Origin of the sequence: Embleya sp. AB8 (assembly GCF_049739465.1) — a bacterium.
Taxonomy (GTDB): Bacteria; Actinomycetota; Actinomycetes; order Streptomycetales; family Streptomycetaceae; genus Embleya.
The window spans coordinates 1-18,369 of sequence record NZ_JBMHHY010000029.1 but is presented as its reverse complement, the minus strand read 5'-3'; the positions used below and the strand labels follow the sequence as shown (position 1 = coordinate 18,369).

Below are 18,369 nucleotides of genomic sequence, written 5' to 3'. Positions count from 1 at the left end.
CCCGGGGACCGGGTGACGCCCGCACGGCCCCGCCGCACACCACCAGCGGCGGTTGCCGACTCGACGTGGACATCACCTTGGCGCGGATGGGTTTCACTCACGGGGAACATCCGCGCGTTTGCAACGATGCCGGCCACGGAACACCCCCGACACCGACGAAAGTTGGCTGTACGGACCCGAAAGTTGCGCGTCACCCGGCTCGGGAGGGTGTACCCGCCGTCCAGGCGCGCCGGGTCAGCCTCATGCGGCCCCGCTGCCCGCACCTGGTCGCCCGCATCCCGCGCCTCGCATCCCGCCCCCCGCACTTCGCTGCCCGCACCCCGCACTCCGCACCCCGCACTTCGCTGCCCGCACCCCGCACTCCGCACCCCGCACTTCGCTGCCCGCACCCCGCACCCCGCTGCCCGCACCCGCACCCCGCACTCCGCCGCCTGCACCCGCACCCCGCACCCGCACCCCGCACCCCGCCGCCCGCGTCTCGCACCCCGCACCCCGCCGGAACCGGATCGCGAGGCCGTGCGTCGCAGTGCTGTTCGATCCGTGGTTGACGGGGGATGGTGTGCGATGGATGTGCGGAACGCTTGGTGGGCCAGGGCGTTGCGGCTGCTCTTGGCCGTATTGGCCGTTCAGGTCGTGATGGTGGCCCAACCCGCCTGGGCCTGTGGGTGTGGTGCGGCCATCCCCGCTGGCGGGCGGACGTTGACCGTCGGCCAGGAGACCTCCGTGGTGCGCTGGGACGGGGGCGTCGAGGACATCGACATGCGGCTGACCGTGTCGGGGGACGCGGACCAGGCGGCCTGGATCATGCCGGTGCCCTCGCGGGCCACCCTCGCACTCGGGAACTACGCGCTGTTCGCCGACCTGGAGCGGGTGGTGGAGCCGGTCAGCCGGGCCCGGCACTACTTCTGGCCCAGGTCGGGCGACTGGCCCTTCTCCGGCGGCGGCCACGACAAGGGGGCCGCCCGCCCGGCCGGACCGCCCGGGGACGCCGCCGGCGCCGGCGTCGAGGTGGTCGGGCGTGAGCAGTTGGGCGCGTTCGACGTGGCCCGGCTTGCCGCGACCGACCCGCAGGCGCTCGAAACCTGGCTCAGCCAAAACGGCTTCCACCTGCCCACCGCCCTCGCTGCGGCCCTGGAGCCCTACGTCCGGCAACACTGGGAGTACGTGGCGATCCGCCTCGCCCCCGCCCAACCGGGCGCCCTCCGAGGCAGCCTGGACCCGCTGCACCTGAGCTTCGCCTCGGACCACCTCGTCTACCCGATGCGGCTGTCCCAACTGGCCAAGGTGCCCCAACGGCTCCGGCTCTACGTACTCGCCGCGCATCGGATGGAGCCCGTCTCGAACATCGGCGGCGAGACCCCGGACCTGCTGTACGCCGGCCGGCAATCACAAACCCCCGCCGGACCCGGCGAGTTGGCCCCGATCGCGGGCAAACCGCCGTTCCTGACCGCGCTCGACCAGTCCTTCCCGATCCCGGCCCGGATCGCCGCCGACCACGAACTCCGCGCCGCCGCCCACGACACCGGCTACCAACGGGCGATCTACCACGACGAGTTGCTCACCGTCGGCGGCTTCCCGGTCTGGCTGCTCACCGTCCTGGGCAGCGCCGCCGTACTGCTCGTCGCAGGCATCCTGTGGTTCCGCCGCCGCAGCACCCGCCCGACCACCCCGCCCACGCCCCCGCCACCGCCCGCGTACCCGCCCCGCCCGATGTACGCACCACACCGACCGACCTGACAAACTGCCGACCCGGCCGACGGCCACCCCAACACCGACTTCATTCGTCAGGAGATCGCGTGGGTTCCTCCATCCGACACATCACCTTCGACTGCGCCCCGCCGTACGAGCCCTACGACCTGGCCATGTTCTGGAGCAAGGTGCTCGAACTCCCGATCGGCGACGACGACTTCCCCGGCGACGAGGAGGCCGCCGTGATTGCCCCCGACGGCCGCCCGGCGCTGCTGTTCGTCCGCGTACCGGACGCGAAGTCGGCGAAGAACCGGGTCCACCTCGACCTGGAGCCGGACGGCACGCGCGAGGCCGAGGTCGACCGAGTGCTCGCCCTCGGCGCGACCCTCGTCGCCGACCAACGCAAGCCCAACGGCCGAGGCTGGGTCGTCCTCGCCGACCCGGCCGGCAACGAATTCTGCGTAGAAGCCGGCGCCCCCGACCGCGCGGCAGCGGCAGCGACAGCGGCAGCCGAATCGGGCTGATCAGGTGTCGACCCGCAGCGGTCGATGTCGATCTCGATCGCGCTTACCGTACGGGCTCGCGGCCCGGTGCTACGTGTTGCCGAATGAGACCAGGTGCTCAGCAGAGCCGACCCACACTTCGAGGCGGGCGTGGTCGCCGTTCGGCGTGACGCGTAGTCCCAGGTCGCGCGGTCCGGGGGCGGCCGTGGTCGAGCCACCACCGCAACCCTCGGCAGTACGCGCCGATGACCGTCGAGTCACCGGCGATCGTGGTTGCGTGGTGCTTGCCGAACCCGATCGACGCGTATTCGCCGCCGCGTTCCAACCACAGGACACGCCCATCCTCGTCGTCGTGGCTGCCGGACAGGCGGAACGTGGTACCGCTGAGAAGTCCCAAGGCGAATTCGTCGTCGCGGCTGGTGGGTCCCTCGATCTCGGACCATGTGACGGGCAGTTCTGCCTTGCCGGCCTCCCCGGTGTCCGGCCAGTCGTACCAAGGGGTCGACCGTTGCGAGCGCGCTTTCATGAACGACAGCTTTTCGCCCAGCCGCCCGATTCCGATGCCGCCGGCCATGTCAATGCTGAGCAGCCGCTCCGCGCCGTCGTCGTTGGCCGGCCCCCAGGGCATCACCAGCTTCCCGTCCGGGCACTGCCGCAACCACGCCGAGGGAATGGCCCGGATACCGCACGTGATGTGCACCCGATCGAAGGGCGCGCCTTGCTTCCATCCGGCCAACCCGTCGGCGCACACGGCGTCAACCTCGACCCCGGCCGCCGCAAGCCGTTCCCGGGCCGCCGACGCGATGCCGGCGTCGACTTCGACCGACACGACCACGCCGGCGCTACCGACCCGATCTTTGAGCAGTGCCGCCGTGTAGCCGGTTCCGGTGCCGACTTCCAGGACGCGATGTCCGGGAAGGATGTCGCACTCGTCGAGCATGGCCCGAACCAGTGAGGGCATGGAGGCGGAGCAGGTCGGCAGTCCTTCCGGGTCCTCGCTCGCGCCGTCGTCCCATTGGGTGACAAGCGGGCAGTCTGCGTCCGCCGCCGCGTGCCACGCGTCCGGGTCTTCGTGTCGGTCGAGTCGAACGAAGTTCCCTGCGACACTCCGCCATACGACGTCAGGTAGAAACGGTGTGCGATCCCTGCCCAGCAGCTCACGCGAAGCGTTGCTCATCCGACCGTCCCGGTTCCGTTGCAGCGCCCGCAAGCCCGTTCCTCTTGCTTGCCATCGTGATTGATGATGATCTTCCCCGTGCCCCGGCAAATCGCGCATGGCGCGGGCTTCTTGTGCTTCGCCGTGCGGGTCGCACTCGCCATGCCCCCGGCCGCGCCTCGGCCGGACGGCGTCGCTGTCGCCATGCTGTTCCCTTCGCTCGCTCCTACGGTGCGGTACGGGACCTGACTGCCTTCGTGGTGCGCCCCAGCTGGAACGACCGTAGGAAGTCGCCGGCCCGGAACTCCACAAACTTGCCTGAGCTTGCACACCAATCGGCCTGGCTGATGGCGCTATTGACGTCGTCTCCACAGCTCGGCAGGGTTGATGCAAGTCCGAGCAAGCACCTGGATTGGCGAGCCGGCCGTGGCCGTAGAGTTCGTGGGAATCGACCCTGATACCGACCGGGACCACTGCCCTACCGCTTGGGCGGATGTGGAAGCTCGAGAGATCTTGTTGCAGGGGTGGAAGGTGAGCCCCGAGACTCGGGCGGAGTGCGAGGCAACCAGTCCTGCGAACGCTCCGGTGCCCGCCGGCGAGGCGATCGTCAGGATCCCCGCCCGGATGATTCCGATGATCAGGGAGGCGTGTGATGCCGTCGAGCGTGGTCGGCTTCGCCGAGCTGCTTGGTCGGTGCGAACGCACGGCTGTCCACTTGGAGTTGCGTGACTCCTACGCCCCCACGGACCGGTTCGAGGCATGGCATCGGGGCGAGCGCATCGACTGGGAGAACCGCGAATCCTGGTGGCACCCGCAGTGGAAGCAACTCCAGCGGACCGGCCTCCGCCGCCTGCAAGAGTCCGTAGGGGATCTATATCAACAAACGAGCGTATTCAGGGTCTACGTGTCCGACGTCATCCCCGGCTTCCTCCAGACGGCCGGATACGCCACGGCCTTGCTGTCGACCATCGCGAACCTCCGGGGAACTCCGGACGACGTAGGCGATGCGGTGGCGGTCCGAATGCGACGCAACGCAGTGCTGAACAACGGAATGCATCGCTTCGCGTTCGTGCTCGAGGAGTCGGTGTTGCGGCACCGGCTGTGCGGCGCCGAGACCATGGCGGCGCAGCTTGGCCATCTGCTCGGAGTCATGGACCTCCAGAACGTTGCCGTGGGCATCATTCCGTTCTCGGCACAACGGAACGTGTGGCCGATGTCGACCTTCACCATCTTTGATGACACCAGGGTTCATACGGATACCTTGGATGCTGCTGCCACCCTCATGCAGCCCAGCCAGATCGAGCTGTACGCCCGAGCCTTTGAACGGCAGTCCAAGGCAGCTGTGCGCGGTGCTTCGGCACGGTCGCTCATCGCGGCGGCCCTGGCCGCCCTCGACTGAGCCGAGGACGGAGTATAGGGGTTCGGTCATGAACCAGCGAACGGCCAACGGCCGCCCTCAGCTCACGTCCGCGCGTCGGTGTGAGTGGATTTCCGTGGGTCCCACCGGCGTTGCGTGGCTGCTCGTTCCGTGGCGGCCGGCGCCGTGTCGCAACAGCCATGCGGTGGCCTCGTCGCTTGGTAGGGCCTTCGACATCAGCCATCCCTGCGCGGCGTCGCAGCCCACCTCGCGCAATCGTTGGTAGGTCGCCTCGTCCTCGACCCCTTCGGCGACCACCCGCAGGCCCAGTGAGTGCGCCAGTTGAACGATCGAGCAGACGATTGCCGCGTCCTCCTCGTTCATCGTCAGCCGGGCCACGAACGAGCGGTCGATCTTGATCTCGCTCACCGGGATGTGGCGCAGATGCACCAGCGACGAATAGCCCGTCCCGAAGTCGTCCAGGGACAACCGCACCCCCAACCGGCGCAGTGCGTCCAGTGATTCGGCGGCCCGCTGGGGTTCCTCCAGGAGTACCCGTTCGGTGATCTCCAACTGCAACGCCTCGGCCGCCACGTTGTGTTCGCGCAGCCCGGCGGCCACCGAGTCGGCGAACGAGGGGACATGGATGTCCCGGGCGGAGATGTTCACCGCGACCGGCACCTCGATGCCCTCCGCGTGCCAGCGTGCGACCTGGTCCAGCGCGACGTCCACCACATAGCGGGTGAGCCGAGGCATCAGCCCGGTCTGCTCGGCGAGCAGCACGAACTCCTCGGGGGAGACCTGCCCCCGGGTCGGATGCCGCCAGCGCACCAGCGCCTCGCAGCCGTCCACCCGGCCGTCCGCGAGCCGAATCTTCGGCTGGTAGTGCAACTCGACCTCGTGGTTGTCCAACGCCCGGCGCAGATCGCCGAGCAGCAGCAGCTTGTCGCGCGTGTTCACGTCCCGCGAATCGTCGTACAGTTCCACGCCACTGCGCGAACGCTTGGCCAAGTACATGGCCACGTCGGCGAATTGCAACAGCCCGAGGACATCGGACGCGTGGTCCGGGAAGATCGCCACGCCGACGCTGGCCTCCACGTCCAGCGTCAATTCGTCCAGATCGAACGGCTCGCCGAGCCGGTCCACGATCCGCTGGGCCAGGCCCAGGACCACCTCCTGGGCGGTCTGCCGATCGGCGCCCATGTCCAACCCCGGCAACAGCAGCGCGAATTCGTCCCCGCCGAGCCGGGCCACGGTGTCCCCGGGCCGCACCAGCGTGGCCAGCCGCGCGCCGACCTGTTGCAACAGGCGATCGCCCGCGACATGCCCGAGCGTGTCGTTGACCTCGTGGAACCGATGCAGGTCGAGCAGCAGCAGGGCGACCCGGCCACCCCGACCACCCGCGCGACCCAGTGCCTCCTCGCCGCGTTCGAGCAGCAGCCGGCGATTCGGCAGCCCGGTGAGCGCGTCGTGCCGGGACTCCTGCTCACGGTCGAAGCGGACCATCGTGCTGCGGTAGAGGGTGTGCAACGGGACCACGAACAGCGGCAGCAACCACGGTTGTTCGGCGCAGACCACGGCGATCAGCGGGGACAACCCGATCAGCGCGCCATGGGACACCGCGCGCACTCGCATCTCGTCCCGAACCAGCGTGAGCACACTGGTCCCGCGCCAACTCGCCCGGACCAGCCAGCCCGAGCTCTGCGACACGACCGCCATCGCGAATCCGGCGAGGACGACCACCGGGAAGTCGGCGACATCCAGCGCCCGGGCGGTATCCGGTCCCGGGTCCATCCCGAATAATTCGAGCACCAGGTCGGCGGCCACAAAGGCCAGTACGTAGTGGCCCATCGTGTAGCCGATCCGCCACCACGAATCGCGTCTGAGCAGCCCGGACACCAACACCGGTACGGCCTGCCACAACGCGGCGACCTGCCACCCGTGCACCAGCAACAGGCCGAACGTGATGGCGATCGAGGGCATCGCGCCGGGGATGTACAACCCCCGGCGGGTCAGCGCCGTGTACACCCCGTCGATCGACACGAGCCCGAGCATGATCCACACGCCGGGGGTCAGCGGGACCGGGGAGCGGCCGTCGATCAGCTCGATCGTCGGTGGTACGACGAGTGCGAGCAGGCCGACCAGCGCGACGATCCCGGTATGGATGAAGAACGCGCGCGGTCGTGCCAGTCGCGACAGGTCCGTCCTGCCGATCCGACCCATGCGCCTGCTCCCTGCGGCCTCGTCGGGCGGCATCCCGGGCGCCGGGACGGGTACGCCTGTGGGGCACCGAGCCCACCGTGCGGGCAAGCTCGTGCCCAGGGTAGGTCGTTCCGGCACCCGGAGGGAGGGTTATCAGCCGGCGCGCTCGGCCACCCACGCGCGGGCCGCGTCGGGCCCTTCGGACAGGAGTACGGCGAAGCCCTCGTCGTCCAGGATCGGCAGGCCCAGTTGCACGGCCTTGTCGTATTTGGAGCCGGGATTGTCGCCGACCACGACGAAGTCCGTCTTCTTCGAGACCGAACCGGTCACCTTGGCGCCGAGCCGTTCCAGTGCCTCCTTGGAGCTGTCCCGGGTGTAGCCGGACAGCGTCCCGGTGACGACCGTCACAATTCCGTCAAGAGGGCCGGGCGCCTTCTTCTCGTCCGCACCCTCCTCGGCCAGCCGCACGCCCGCCGCGCGCCACTTCTCGATGATCTCCCGGTGCCAGTCCTCGGCGAACCACTCGACCACCGCGCCCGCGATGATCGGCCCGACGCCGTCCACCGCCGCGATCTCCTCCTCGGACGCGGCACCGAGCCGGTCCAGGTCGTGGAAGCCGGTCGTGATCGCGCGCGCCGTGGTGTCGCTGACGTGCCGGATGCACAGCGCGGTGAGCACCCGCCAGAGCGGTTGGCTCTTCGCGATCGCCAACTGCTCGATCAGCTTGACCGTGTTGGCCTTCGGCTCGGAGGGCTTCTTGACGTTGCCCTCCTTGTCGTAGGTGGCCTTCGACCAGAAGTAGGGGACCAGTTCCTTTTCGTCCTCGGCCGCGCCCTTGCGGTTGACCTTGCGCAACATCTGTACGTCGCGCAGTTGTTCGGCGGTCAGCGCGAACAGGTCGGCCTCGGTGTCCAGGACGGACGGACCCGCGTCGGGGCGGGTCAGTGCCACCGCCGTCTCGTAGCCGAGTGCCTCGATGTCGAACGCCTTGCGACCGGCGAGGTAGAAGATGCGCTCGCGCAACTGGGCCGGGCAGGAACGTGCGTTCGGGCAACGCAGATCGATGTCGCCCTCCTTCATCGCGCGCAGCTCGGTCCCGCACTCGGGACACGCCGTGGGCATCACGAACTCGCGTTCGCTGCCGTCGCGCAGATCGGCCACCGGGCCGAGGATCTCCGGGATCACGTCCCCGGCCTTGCGCAGCACGATGGTGTCGCCGATCAGGACCCCCTTGGCCTTGACCACCTGCTGGTTGTGCAACGTCGCGCGGGCGACGACCGAACCGGCCACGGTGACCGGCTCCATCACCGCGAATGGCGTCACCCGCCCGGTGCGGCCGATGCCCACCTCGATGTCGAGCAGCTTGGTGTTGACCTCCTGTGGCGGATACTTGAAGGCGATCGCCCAGCGCGGCGCCTTCGAGGTGGCGCCGAGCCGACCCTGGATCGGGATCTCGTCCACCTTGATCACGATGCCGTCGATCTCGTGCTCGACCGAGTTGCGCTGCTCGCCGAAGTGCCGGACGAACGCCTTCACCTCGTCGATCGTGTCGACCACCTTGTTGTGCCGCGCGGTGGGCAGCCCCCAGGCGTGCAGGCGCTCGTACGCGTGCGACTGGCAGTCGATGTCGAAGCCCCGGCGGGCGCCGATGCCGTGCACGATCATGTGCAGCGGGCGGGACGCGGTGACCCGAGGGTCCTTCTGCCGCAACGAGCCGGCGGCGGCGTTACGGGGGTTGGAGAACGGTTTGTCGCCGGCCGCCACCAGGCGCTCGTTCAACTCCTCGAACTTCTCGATCGGGAAGAACACCTCGCCGCGGATCTCGACCAGTTCGGGTACGTCGTGCCCGCCGTCGTCGCGCAGCCGGGTCGGGATCTCGGCGATGGTCCGGATGTTCGGCGTGACATCCTCGCCGGTGCGCCCGTCTCCGCGCGTCAACGCCCGCACCAGCCGGCCGTTCTCGTACAGGAGGTTGATCGCCAGCCCGTCGATCTTCAGCTCGCACAGGTAGTGGAACGTCCCCGCGCCCAGTTCACGGGTGAGCCGGTCGTCCCACTCGTCCAGCTCCTCCTCGTTCATCGCGTTGTCGAGGCTGAGCAGGCGCTCCAGGTGGTCCACCGAGGTGAAGTCGGTCGAGTACGTGCCGCCCACCTTCTGGGTCGGCGAGTCCGGCGTGCGCAGCGCCGGGTATTCGGCCTCGATCGCCTCCAGCTCCCGCATCAGCGCGTCGAACTCGCCGTCGCTGACGGTCGGCGCGTCCTTCACGTAGTAGCGGAAGCGGTGCTCCTCCAGTTCACGGGCGAGGGTCGCGGCGCGTTCGCGCACCTCGGCCGGGATCTCGTCCACTCCGGTCGTCGCACCAGCCACGTCGTCGCCCTCCAGCGCCACCAGTTCGAATTCTTGGCATTCGTCGAATGCGGATCGGCCGCTTCCGCTTGCGGACCGCCTACTTCCGCATGGCCCGTTCGGGATCGTCCCGAAGCACCCGGCCGGCCGCCACGCTGTGTGACAGAGCGGCTCGGGCATGTGCGGGGGAGGCGCCGGCGAGGCCACACGTGGGGGTCACCACGAAGGCTTCGGCCAGCGACTCCGGCGCGAAGCCGAGCCTGTTCCACAACGTTCCGACAGACCTGACGGTACCGGGCGGGTCGGACAGTGGCCGCGCTCCCACACCGGGCTTGACCTCGGCCGCCTCCGGCTCGGGAACCGCCAGGCTGGGCACCACGCCGGCGAGGAATCGGAAGCCCGCCTCGACCGCCTCGCCGATCGATTCGTCCTGGGCCTCCTGGAGGAGGGAGAAGTCGAGTGACACGCCCACCGCGCCGGCCTGCCGAAGCAGGGTGATCGGCGTGCCGGGCGCGCAGCAGTGCACGATCGTCGGGACCCCGGCGGCGGCGATCACGTCACGCAGCGTGTCGCGCACCACCGCCTTGTCCACCGCGCGCAGCCGGCCGAATCCGCTCGCGGTCGGCACGTCGCCGCCGATCACCCCGGGCAGCGCGGGCTCGTCGAGTTGCAGGAGCAGCGCGGCGCCCGGGATTCGGCGAGCCACCTCGGCCACGTGCAGTCGGATCCCCTCGGCGAGCGAGTCGGCCAGGTCCCGGCAGGCGCCCGGGTCGGCCAACGCCTTGTCGCCGTACGTCAGTTCGATCGTCGCGGCGAGCGTCCACGGGCCGGCCACCTGGATCTTGAGCGGACCGGTGTAGCCCTGGGTGAACTCCTCCAGGGCGTCCAGGTCCTCGCCCAGATACGAGCGGGCCCGCCGGTGGTCGCGGCCCGGGCGGTCCACGAAGCGCCACCCGGACGGCTGTACGTCGGTATAGAGGTCGACCAACATCCCGGCCGAGCGACCGGTCAGGTCGGCGCCCGGCCCGCGGGCGGGCAACTCGGGCAGGTGCGGCAGGTCGGGCAGCAGCCCGAGCACCATCTTGACGGTCTCGCGGATGTCCTCACCCGGCATGGAACCGACCCCGGTGGCGCTGCCGGGTGACCAGGGAGAAGTACGTTCTGGGGTGTCCACGCCCGGAAGCTTAGTTCGAGCCGACCCGCGTTTCGGCGGCCACGTCGGACCCGGCCTCGGGTGCGGCGCGAAGTGGGATCTCCCGGACGAACCACGACAGGGCGAAGGCCAGTACGGCCAGGGCCGCCAGCCCGATCGTCACACCGTGCAGGCCGTCGGTGACCGCCGTGTGGAAGGTGTCCCGGGCGGCGGCGGGGAGGTCGCGCAGGGCGGCGGGGGTGAGGTGGGCGTCGTTGCCGGTGCCGTCCAGGCGGCGGGCGTACACGGCACCCAACAGCGCGACGCCGAGCGAGCCGCCGATGGTCCGGGTGAGGGTGGCGGTACCGCTCGCCGCGCCCAGATCGCGCGGATCGGCGCTGGTCATGGTGATCAACATGGTGCTCTGCATGACGAAACCGATCCCGATCCCGATCACCAGGGTGAGCGCCGAGGCGAGCGCGGTCGGGGTGTGTACGCCCAGGCCGAGCAGGGCGAGTGCGCCGACGATCATCACCGCGCCGCCCAGGATCGGATAGATCCGGTAGCGGCCGTTGCGGCTGACCAGCCGCCCGGTGGTGATCTGTACGCCGAGCATGCCGAACATCAACGGCAGGAGCAGCAGACCACCCGCGGTCGGCGACGCGCCGCGGACGAACTGCATGTACTGCGGCAGGTAGTTCATCGCGGCGAGCATTACCGCGCCGACCAGGAAGCTGAGCACCTGCGCGACGGCGAAGTTGCGGTTGGCGAACAGCCTTGGCGGGATGATCGGTTCGGCGGCGCGGCGCTCGACCGGTACGAAGGCGGCCAGCGTGGCGACGGTGAGCGCGGCCAGGCCGAGGATCTGCGGGGAGGTCCAGGCGTAGGTGCTGCCCGCCCAGCCGGCGAGCAGGGTGAGGGCGACGATCCCGGTGGTGAGGAGGGCGGCGCCGGCGTAGTCGATCCGGGCCCGGATCCGTACGTGCTCCAGCCGGATGCCGACCGCGACGATCACCAGCGCGACCAACCCGACCGGCACGTTCACATAGAACGCCCAGCGCCAATCCAGGTGATCGGTCAGGAACCCGCCGAGCAGCGGCCCGCCGACGAGCGCGATCGGCATGATCGCGCCGAACAACGACTGCACGCGGCCGCTGTCGCGGGGCTGGACGAGCGCGCCGAGCAGCGCGAACGCGCCGACCATCAGCCCGCCCGCGCCCAGCCCCTGGATGGCCCGGAAGGCGATCAACTGGTTCATGTCCTGGGCCAGTCCGGAGAGCATCGAGCCGACCAGGAACACCCCGATGGCGGTCATGAACACGCCCTTGCGGCCGTACAGATCGCCGAGCTTGCCCCAGAGCGGAGTGGTCGCGGCGGCGGCGAGCAGGTAGCCGGTGACCACCCAGGAGAGCCGATCCAGGCCGCCGAGGTCGCCGACGATGGTGGGTAGGGCGGTGCCCACGATGGTGCCGTCGAGCATGCCCAGGAACATGCCGAGGACCAGGCCGAGCACGCCGAACGGGATCTTGGTGCGCATGTGTCGGTGTCCCCGGGGCTCAGGCGGCGTACGGGCGGACGGCCTTCGCGTCGCGCAGGGCGTGCGCCCACCACGCGAGCCGATCGAGCATTGCCTCGGCGGCTTTGTCCGCGGCCGGGTCGACCGCGTTGCCGTCCCCGTCGAACTTGTCCCAGCACCCGTGAAAGCTGACCGTGTCCCGCACGGTGACCGCGTGCAGCTCGGCCAACACGACCCGAAGCTGCTCCACGGCCCGCAGCCCGCCGGCGACCCCGCCGTAGGACACGAACCCGACCGGCTTGGCGTGCCATTCGGAGTTGTGCCAGTCGATCGCGTTCTTCAGCGCGGCCGGGAAGCTGTGGTTGTACTCGGGCGTGACGACCACGAAGGCGTCGGCGGCGGCCAGGCGGGGGGAGACGGCGGTGAGCAGTTCGATGGCGCCGGGCGCGGGCGGCTGCCCGAAGGCCGGGAGCTCGGTGGGCAGCGGGGTCTCGACGAGGTCGACGACGTCGACGCTGAACTCGTCGGTGTGGGCCGCGACCCGGGTGCGCACCCACTCGGCGACGATGGGCGCGAACCGGCCGTCGCGGGTGCTGCCGACGAGGATCACGAGGCGGAGGGGGGTGGTGGACATGGGGGCTCCAGAAGGGATCTGTGTACAACGTATCGACTGAGATACAACGTACACACCACCGTGTACGTCGTCCACTCTTGATACGTTGTACGCAGCACGCCGTATCCGTATCTGTATCCGTATCTGTATCCGTATCCGGGAGGAGCCCCCACTCATGGCCGGCCAGAAGAGGAAGCCGTCCCCGGCCGAGGAGCAGCCGGACGCGCCCAGGAAATCGTTGTGGGAACGGCTGGAGAATCCGGCCCCGGCGCCACGTACGGTCCTGACCTCCGAACGGATCGCCGAAGTCGCCGTCAGGATCGCCGACGCGGAGGGCATCGACGCGGTGACGATGCGGCGGTTGGCCACCGAACTGGGCGTGGCGCCGATGGCGGCCTATCGGTATGTGTCGGGCAAGGACGACCTGTTGGAGCTGATGGTCGATCGCACGTACGGCGAACTGACCGCGCCGGTCGCGGGCACCCCGTGGCGACAGGCGCTGCGCGGGACGGCGCTGAGCCTGCGCGAACTGGCCTTGCGCCACCCGTGGTTGGTGCAACTGCCGTCGGCCCGCGCGGCGATCACCCCGACCCCGAACCGGGTGGCGATCGCCGAGTGGGGGATGGTCGCCCTGGCGGATGTGGGCCTGTCCGCCGACGACATGATGGCCGTGGTCGACACGGTCGGCTCGTACGTCCACGGCCGAACCGCGACGGAGGTGGCCACCCGCTGCCTGATGGCCGCGGAAGGCGCCACCGACGGCAACGCGCTGCGCACGTCGTTGGCCCCGGAAATGACCTGGCTCATCTCAACGGGCCGCTACCCGACCTACGCCGCCTACATCACCAACGCCCAACGCAAAGACGACCCCCAATGGCAATTCGAAACCGGCCTGGACGCAGTCCTCGACGGCATCGCCGCCCGAATGGGCATCTGACGCCCGAGTGCTGGTTTCTCGGTACGGTTGGGGTATGCGATTGAGTTCCGCCGAAGCGCGAATTCGTTTCCAGACGTCACGTGTCGCCCGCTTGGCCACCGTGTCCGGCGGCGGTGAGCCGCATCTGGTGCCGATTACATTCGTATTGACAGGAAATGCCTTGTACTTCGCGATCGATCACAAGCCGAAGACATCGTCGAACCTGCGGCGACTGAGCAATATTCGTGAGAACAATCGCGTGTCGGTTCTCGTCGATCGGTACGCCGACGACTGGTCCGAACTCTGGTGGGCCCGCGCCGATGGCAGTGCGGAGATCTGGGATGACGGCGCGGATCGCGCTAGGGCCTTGGACCTGCTGCGAGAGCGGTACCCCCAGTACCGAGAGCAGCTGCCCACGGGGCCTGTGGTGGCGATCACGGTGCACACTCTGAGCGGCTGGTCCTTCGCCGCGTGAAGCTTACTGTGTGATGGCATAGCCTGCTTGCATAGCCAAGTGGAAGGTTTTGCTGTCATGTCCGATCAAGCTGTTCCGCTGTTCCGGAGAATCGCTGAGGAACTTCGAGCATCGATTCTCTCCGGCGAGCTGTCGCCCGGTGCGCAATTGCCGTCCGAGAACGACCTCAAGGACCGTTTCGGCACGACGCGGGTCACCGTGCGCAAGTCGCTTGCTCTGCTCAAAGCCGATGGCCTTCTGGTCAGCAACCAGGGAAAGGGCGCGTTCGTCCGCTCGCGTCCGAACGTCCAAGTGCTCACGACCGGAGCCAACTTCCGCCGTCGCAGGGATAGCGGGGTCGCGAACTTCAATGCCGAGGCGGCGGCGCAGGGTCTGAGGGCAGAGCAGCGAATCCTTGCCGTGGAGACGGTGCCGACGCCACCGGAGATCGCGCAGCGTCTGGGGATCGACCCCGGTGTTCCCTCCATCGTCCGCCGTCGCCGATTCCTCGTGAACGGAGAGCCGATGCAGCTCGTCGACGGCTACTACCCGGCCAAGCGATTTGCGGGGACTGCGGTCGCGAAGTCGCCTCGGATTCGCGGAGGCGTCAGTCGATTGATCGAGGACCCCCATGGGCCGATCGGACAACGGATCGTCCAGTTCGTTGAAGACCTGGAAATCCGGATGCCAACCCCCGAGGAGACGGCGGACCTCGTGATCCCACCCGGCGTTCCGCTCGCACGAGTGTTCCGGACTGCCTACGTCAGCTCCGGCGAGGTGCTGGAAGTCCTGGACTCACGAGTCCCGTGCGATCGCCACGTCTTCCAGTACGTGATCGACGTTCCCTGAAGCCGATCGCGAGATCTTTCGCTCCAAGCACCGATCAGACTTGCATATACAAGTGATGCAGCCCTACTCTGAGCTTGGATATACAAGCCTGGCTTCAGGGAGGAGCATCCGAATGCGTAACGCGAAGTCGACGCATCTGCCCGGGGTGCTGCGGACGTTGAGCCCGGATCAATACGCCGTGCGGGGATGGATCATCCGCCGGGCCCGTGCCCGATACCCCCGGTTGGCTGCTCGGCGGCCTTGTGGAACGCGGTGGCCGTCGTGAGTCGCGACGCGGGCTTCGTCGTCGGTTCGGACGGAGTGGCGGCGCCGGTCGTAGAGGCGCGCGAACTACCGCCGCGCGAACTGCAGCCCTCCGCTCCGCTGCGATATACGTCCGGTGACTGGGTCGCACCGCTGCCCGGCAAGGGTCACGACGGCTGCGCCGCTGGCCGGGTTACACGAGCCGAGGAGTGCTACGGGCTCAAGGACGACCAGTTGGTGATGGTCCAGGCAGGCGCGGACGGCATGCCGTACTTGTTGCGCGCATCCGAGTTGTATCCGGTCAGGCCGCCGCGCTGACCCCCACAATCGCCCCGCCCAGTGCCGGGGGAAGACCGCCAGGTAAGGGCCGCACCAAGCGGTATCGACGAACCAAGGAGGGCAAATGACCACCCTGAGCAGCAAACGCATCCCGTTCGCCATGCGCTACGCGCCGCCGCAGACCGGTCGGCCTGCCAACGCGGACGGCGTCACGTACGACCGGGAGTTGCAGATCGCCGTGGCGGCGGACGGCAACCCGTGGGCGCACAAGACCCCTCAGGACACGAGCAGTTTGACCAACTCCGACAGCCGCAACGACGAGGGCACCGACCTCTGGTAGGAGGGGTGTAGCGACGGAACACTCGAACGGGACGGTGCTGGTTCTGACGAACCGGCTCGACCCCGCCGCAGACCTGGTCGTCGAGCACCTGAATCGTGAAGGCGTACCCGTATTCCGTTGCGACACCGCCGAGTTCCCGACGGAACTGGCGTTGTCGGGCACTCTCGCGGACGGCTGGGCGGGCACCCTGGACAACGGTTCTCGATCCCTCGACCTGTCTGCGGTGCGCTCCGCGTACTTCCGCAGGCCCGAAGAGTTCCGTATGCCGGACGGCATGTCCGAGGCCGGGCGGCGGTTCGCCGCCGCCCAGTCGCGGGCCGGCTTTCTGGGTGTCGTCGGCGCGCTTCCGTGCCTATGGGTGAACCACCCTTCGCGTGACCTGGACGCCAACCGCAAACCCTGGCAACTCGCGGCAGCACGGGACTTGGGGCTCGACCCGCCGCGCACGGTCATCACCAACGATCCCGACACGGCACGGAGATTCGCCGCCGAGATCGGAGGCCCGATGATCACCAAAAGCCTGGGCGCGGCCGTCAGCACGGCCGTCATCGATCCGGATGACCTCGACAACTCGGTCCGGCTGTGCGCCCACCTCTTCCAGGAGTGGATCGACAAGCGCCACGAGGTCCGCCTGACGGTGGCGGGTCACCAGTACTTCGCCATCGAGATCCACGCCCACTCGGACGCCGCCAGGGTCGACTGGCGGACGGACTACGCCAACCTCATCTACAAGCCCACGACCGTGCCGGAACCCGTACGCAACCGCGTGGCCGCCTTGATGAACCACTTCGGGCTGGTCTTCGGCGCGTTCGACTTCATCGTGACCCCCGAGGGCTACTGGCGGTTCCTGGAGGTGAACCCGAACGGCCAGTGGTCCTGGCTGGAACACGAGACGGGCGTGCCGATCTCGCGCGCCATCGCGGACTTGTTGAAGGAAGGCGCGACCCATGACTGACTCGACCACGCGAGTGGACACTCGGGCCCGGATGCTCCGTGAAGAATTGGCGCGCGAGTTGGAGAACGACGGGGCGTTGCGTACGACCCCCTGGCGAGACGCGGTCCTCGGCGTGGCTCGACACGTCTTGCTGCCGGCCTTCTACGTGGACGAGCCCGACGCGAATGGGATCACCGAATACACGGCGATCAGCCAGGACACCGCCTCGGGGGAGTGGCTCCGGTTCGCCTACCAAAATCGCACGTGGGTAACGCAGCTCGACCACGGAACAGCTGCCGAACCCGGCGCGAATGCGATCAAGGGGTCGCCGACAAGCTCATCGACGCTTCCCGCCACCGTGGTCCGGATGCTCGAAGACCTGGATGTCGAGGACGATTCCAACATCCTCGAACTGGGCACCGGCACCGGATACTCGACGGCTCTGCTCTGCGCGCGGCTCGGCGATCAGCGGGTGACGAGCGTGGAGTACGACGCCGACCTCTCGGCGGCCGATCGGCGGCGCCTGGCCGCACTCGGCTACCACCCCACCCTGGTCGTGGGGGACGGTGCCCTCGGGCATCCCGAGCGAGCCCCCTACCAACGCATCATCGCCACCTACTCACCCGACTCGGTATCCGCCGACTGGTTGGCGCAGGCCGACGACAACGCCGTCATCCTGCTCGCGCTCGGCGGCACCCTCGGCGCGTACGGGTACGTCAAGCTCCGGGCGACCGCCAAAGACCGCGCGATCGGCCGCTTCACCGACTCCGACGTGTCGTTCATGTCCTCGCGCGAGGCGGCCCGACCAGAGGTCGGCCCGTTGATGCGAGCCGCGATCGGCGCGCGGGAGAAGGCCGTTCGGGTCGCCACGGATGTCGACCCCGCCGCCTTCGACGACCCCGGGTTCCTGTGGTCCGCACAACTGGCCCTGCCCGGGACCATCCGACTCCGCTACGTCGAACAGGACGTCCTGGGTCGCTGGTTCCTCCACCGTGACGGCTCCTGGGCCGTACTGGAGGAGGCCGGCGACGGCTCGCGGACGATCCGCGAGGGCGGCCCACGCAACCTCGGCACCAGCCTGGAAGCAACGCTGTCCGAATGGCGGTCGAACGGCCGACCCGGCCTGGATCGCTACGGACTCACCGTGACCCCCGAGTCCAACATTGTCTGGCTGGACGCTCCTGACGGGGCCACCTGGCAGCTGTGACCGCGCGGGACGGCCCGCCCGCCCGTATCCGTCGCGCGGGGTCCAGGCCGTTCGGACAGTGTCGATACGATTCGCCCTCCGGCAAGCTCGATCCGGGTGAACCCCTCACCGTCGCCGCCGTCCGCGAGGCGCACGAGGAGACCGGCGTCGTGGTGGACCCCGATCACATCCGACTCGTGCACACCGTTCACCACCACCAAGGCGGCGAGGCCGCCGACCGGATCGGGTTCTTCTTCGAGGCGACCCGATGGATCGGCGAACCGGTCAACCGTGAGCCGGACAAGTGCCTCCGACTCGACTGGTTCATCGTTCACGACCTACCCGAAGCCCTGATCCCCTACCCGGCCGCCGGAATCCTCGGCTACCTCGCCGGAACGGCCGGCGTCACGCTGCACGGATGGCCGACCAGGGCGAACTGACCACACCCCGACGGCGCGTCCGGCCCAACGTCGTGCACCGTGCTGCGCACCGGAGAACAGCCGAGAGACCTCCCGCCCGTTCGGGGCGGTGCCCAGGCCAATCGCCGCGTTCCGGCCCCTGAGCTTGCTCCGCTTTGACGGACACCGTCGTTGTGGTGGTCAGGCCGCGAGTGTGGCTTCGTATTCGACGGGCGTGCGGTAGCCGAGGCTGCTG

18 protein-coding genes are annotated in these 18,369 nt (G+C 68.9%); 12 read left to right on the top strand and 6 right to left on the bottom strand.

Translation table 11 applies throughout. The features are described from left to right. Window positions 1-564 precede the first annotated feature (564 nt). Together ABIA38_RS35115 and ABIA38_RS35110 are read left to right on the top strand one after the other, a co-directional pair. Window positions 565-1,737 carry a DUF2330 domain-containing protein gene (locus ABIA38_RS35115; RefSeq protein ID WP_424642989.1) on the top strand — a complete coding sequence of 391 codons (1,173 nt, stop codon included), beginning with the start codon at window positions 565-567 and terminating at the stop codon, window positions 1,735-1,737. Window positions 1,738-1,796: 59 nt separating this feature from the next. Continuing rightward, window positions 1,797-2,213, top strand: coding sequence for a VOC family protein (locus ABIA38_RS35110; RefSeq protein WP_424642988.1), 417 nt, complete (start codon window positions 1,797-1,799; stop codon window positions 2,211-2,213). Between the two features lie 97 nt (window positions 2,214-2,310). Here the strand turns inward: ABIA38_RS35110 and ABIA38_RS35105 are convergent, their stop codons facing one another. After that, window positions 2,311-3,468: a methyltransferase domain-containing protein gene (locus ABIA38_RS35105; RefSeq protein ID WP_424642987.1), complete on the bottom strand. Its 1,158-nt coding sequence runs from the start codon at window positions 3,466-3,468 to the stop codon at window positions 2,311-2,313. A gap of 306 nt (window positions 3,469-3,774) precedes the next feature. Between ABIA38_RS35105 and ABIA38_RS35100 the strand changes: the two genes are divergently transcribed. Continuing rightward, window positions 3,775-4,077 carry a hypothetical protein gene (locus ABIA38_RS35100; RefSeq protein WP_424642986.1) on the top strand — a complete coding sequence of 101 codons (303 nt, stop codon included), beginning with the start codon at window positions 3,775-3,777 and terminating at the stop codon, window positions 4,075-4,077. Next, window positions 4,001-4,747, top strand: a complete 747-nt coding sequence (locus tag ABIA38_RS35095) for a DUF5753 domain-containing protein (RefSeq protein ID WP_424642985.1) — start codon at window positions 4,001-4,003, stop codon at window positions 4,745-4,747. Before ABIA38_RS35100 ends, ABIA38_RS35095 begins: the two co-directional genes overlap by 77 nt. 57 nt (window positions 4,748-4,804) lie before the next feature. Here ABIA38_RS35095 and ABIA38_RS35090 read toward each other — a convergent pair whose 3' ends face one another. The 5 genes from ABIA38_RS35090 to ABIA38_RS35070 form a co-directional block, all read right to left on the bottom strand. Beyond that, window positions 4,805-6,928 (bottom strand): putative bifunctional diguanylate cyclase/phosphodiesterase, encoded by a 2,124-nt coding sequence (locus tag ABIA38_RS35090; RefSeq protein WP_424642984.1) that lies wholly within the window; start codon window positions 6,926-6,928, stop codon window positions 4,805-4,807. Window positions 6,929-7,060: 132 nt separating this feature from the next. Beyond that, window positions 7,061-9,274: an NAD-dependent DNA ligase LigA gene (ligA, locus tag ABIA38_RS35085; RefSeq protein WP_424642983.1), complete on the bottom strand. Its 2,214-nt coding sequence runs from the start codon at window positions 9,272-9,274 to the stop codon at window positions 7,061-7,063. Between the two features lie 79 nt (window positions 9,275-9,353). Then, window positions 9,354-10,367 (bottom strand): methionine synthase, encoded by a 1,014-nt coding sequence (locus ABIA38_RS35080; RefSeq protein WP_424643087.1) that lies wholly within the window; start codon window positions 10,365-10,367, stop codon window positions 9,354-9,356. Window positions 10,368-10,437: 70 nt separating this feature from the next. Beyond that, complete coding sequence (locus ABIA38_RS35075) at window positions 10,438-11,922, bottom strand: MDR family MFS transporter (protein WP_424642982.1); 1,485 nt, start codon at window positions 11,920-11,922, stop codon at window positions 10,438-10,440. A 19-nt stretch (window positions 11,923-11,941) separates the two neighbouring features. Beyond that, on the bottom strand, window positions 11,942-12,535 hold the full coding sequence (locus tag ABIA38_RS35070; protein ID WP_424642981.1) for an NADPH-dependent FMN reductase: 594 nt from the start codon (window positions 12,533-12,535) through the stop codon (window positions 11,942-11,944). A gap of 154 nt (window positions 12,536-12,689) precedes the next feature. Here ABIA38_RS35070 and ABIA38_RS35065 point away from each other — a divergent pair, with 154 nt between their 5' ends. From ABIA38_RS35065 to ABIA38_RS35030, 8 genes are all read left to right on the top strand, one after another. Next, window positions 12,690-13,451: a TetR/AcrR family transcriptional regulator gene (locus ABIA38_RS35065; RefSeq protein ID WP_424642980.1), complete on the top strand. Its 762-nt coding sequence runs from the start codon at window positions 12,690-12,692 to the stop codon at window positions 13,449-13,451. Window positions 13,452-13,485: 34 nt separating this feature from the next. Beyond that, window positions 13,486-13,905 (top strand): TIGR03668 family PPOX class F420-dependent oxidoreductase, encoded by a 420-nt coding sequence (locus ABIA38_RS35060; RefSeq protein ID WP_424642979.1) that lies wholly within the window; start codon window positions 13,486-13,488, stop codon window positions 13,903-13,905. Between the two features lie 57 nt (window positions 13,906-13,962). After that, a complete protein-coding gene (locus tag ABIA38_RS35055; RefSeq protein WP_424642978.1) occupies window positions 13,963-14,733 on the top strand; it encodes a GntR family transcriptional regulator in 771 nt (256 codons plus the stop codon). Between the two features lie 261 nt (window positions 14,734-14,994). Continuing rightward, window positions 14,995-15,294 carry a hypothetical protein gene (locus ABIA38_RS35050; RefSeq protein ID WP_424642977.1) on the top strand — a complete coding sequence of 100 codons (300 nt, stop codon included), beginning with the start codon at window positions 14,995-14,997 and terminating at the stop codon, window positions 15,292-15,294. 85 nt (window positions 15,295-15,379) lie between these two features. Beyond that, window positions 15,380-15,595, top strand: coding sequence for a putative ATP-grasp-modified RiPP (gene tgmA / locus ABIA38_RS35045; RefSeq protein ID WP_424642976.1), 216 nt, complete (start codon window positions 15,380-15,382; stop codon window positions 15,593-15,595). A gap of 34 nt (window positions 15,596-15,629) precedes the next feature. Beyond that, window positions 15,630-16,550, top strand: a complete 921-nt coding sequence (tgmB, locus tag ABIA38_RS35040) for an ATP-grasp ribosomal peptide maturase (protein ID WP_424642975.1) — start codon at window positions 15,630-15,632, stop codon at window positions 16,548-16,550. Then, a complete protein-coding gene (locus tag ABIA38_RS35035; protein ID WP_424642974.1) occupies window positions 16,543-17,736 on the top strand; it encodes a methyltransferase in 1,194 nt (397 codons plus the stop codon). Before tgmB ends, ABIA38_RS35035 begins: the two co-directional genes overlap by 8 nt. Then, window positions 17,733-18,155: an NUDIX domain-containing protein gene (locus ABIA38_RS35030; protein WP_424642973.1), complete on the top strand. Its 423-nt coding sequence runs from the start codon at window positions 17,733-17,735 to the stop codon at window positions 18,153-18,155. The genes ABIA38_RS35035 and ABIA38_RS35030 overlap by 4 nt, the downstream gene beginning before the upstream one ends. Window positions 18,156-18,369 lie beyond the last annotated feature (214 nt).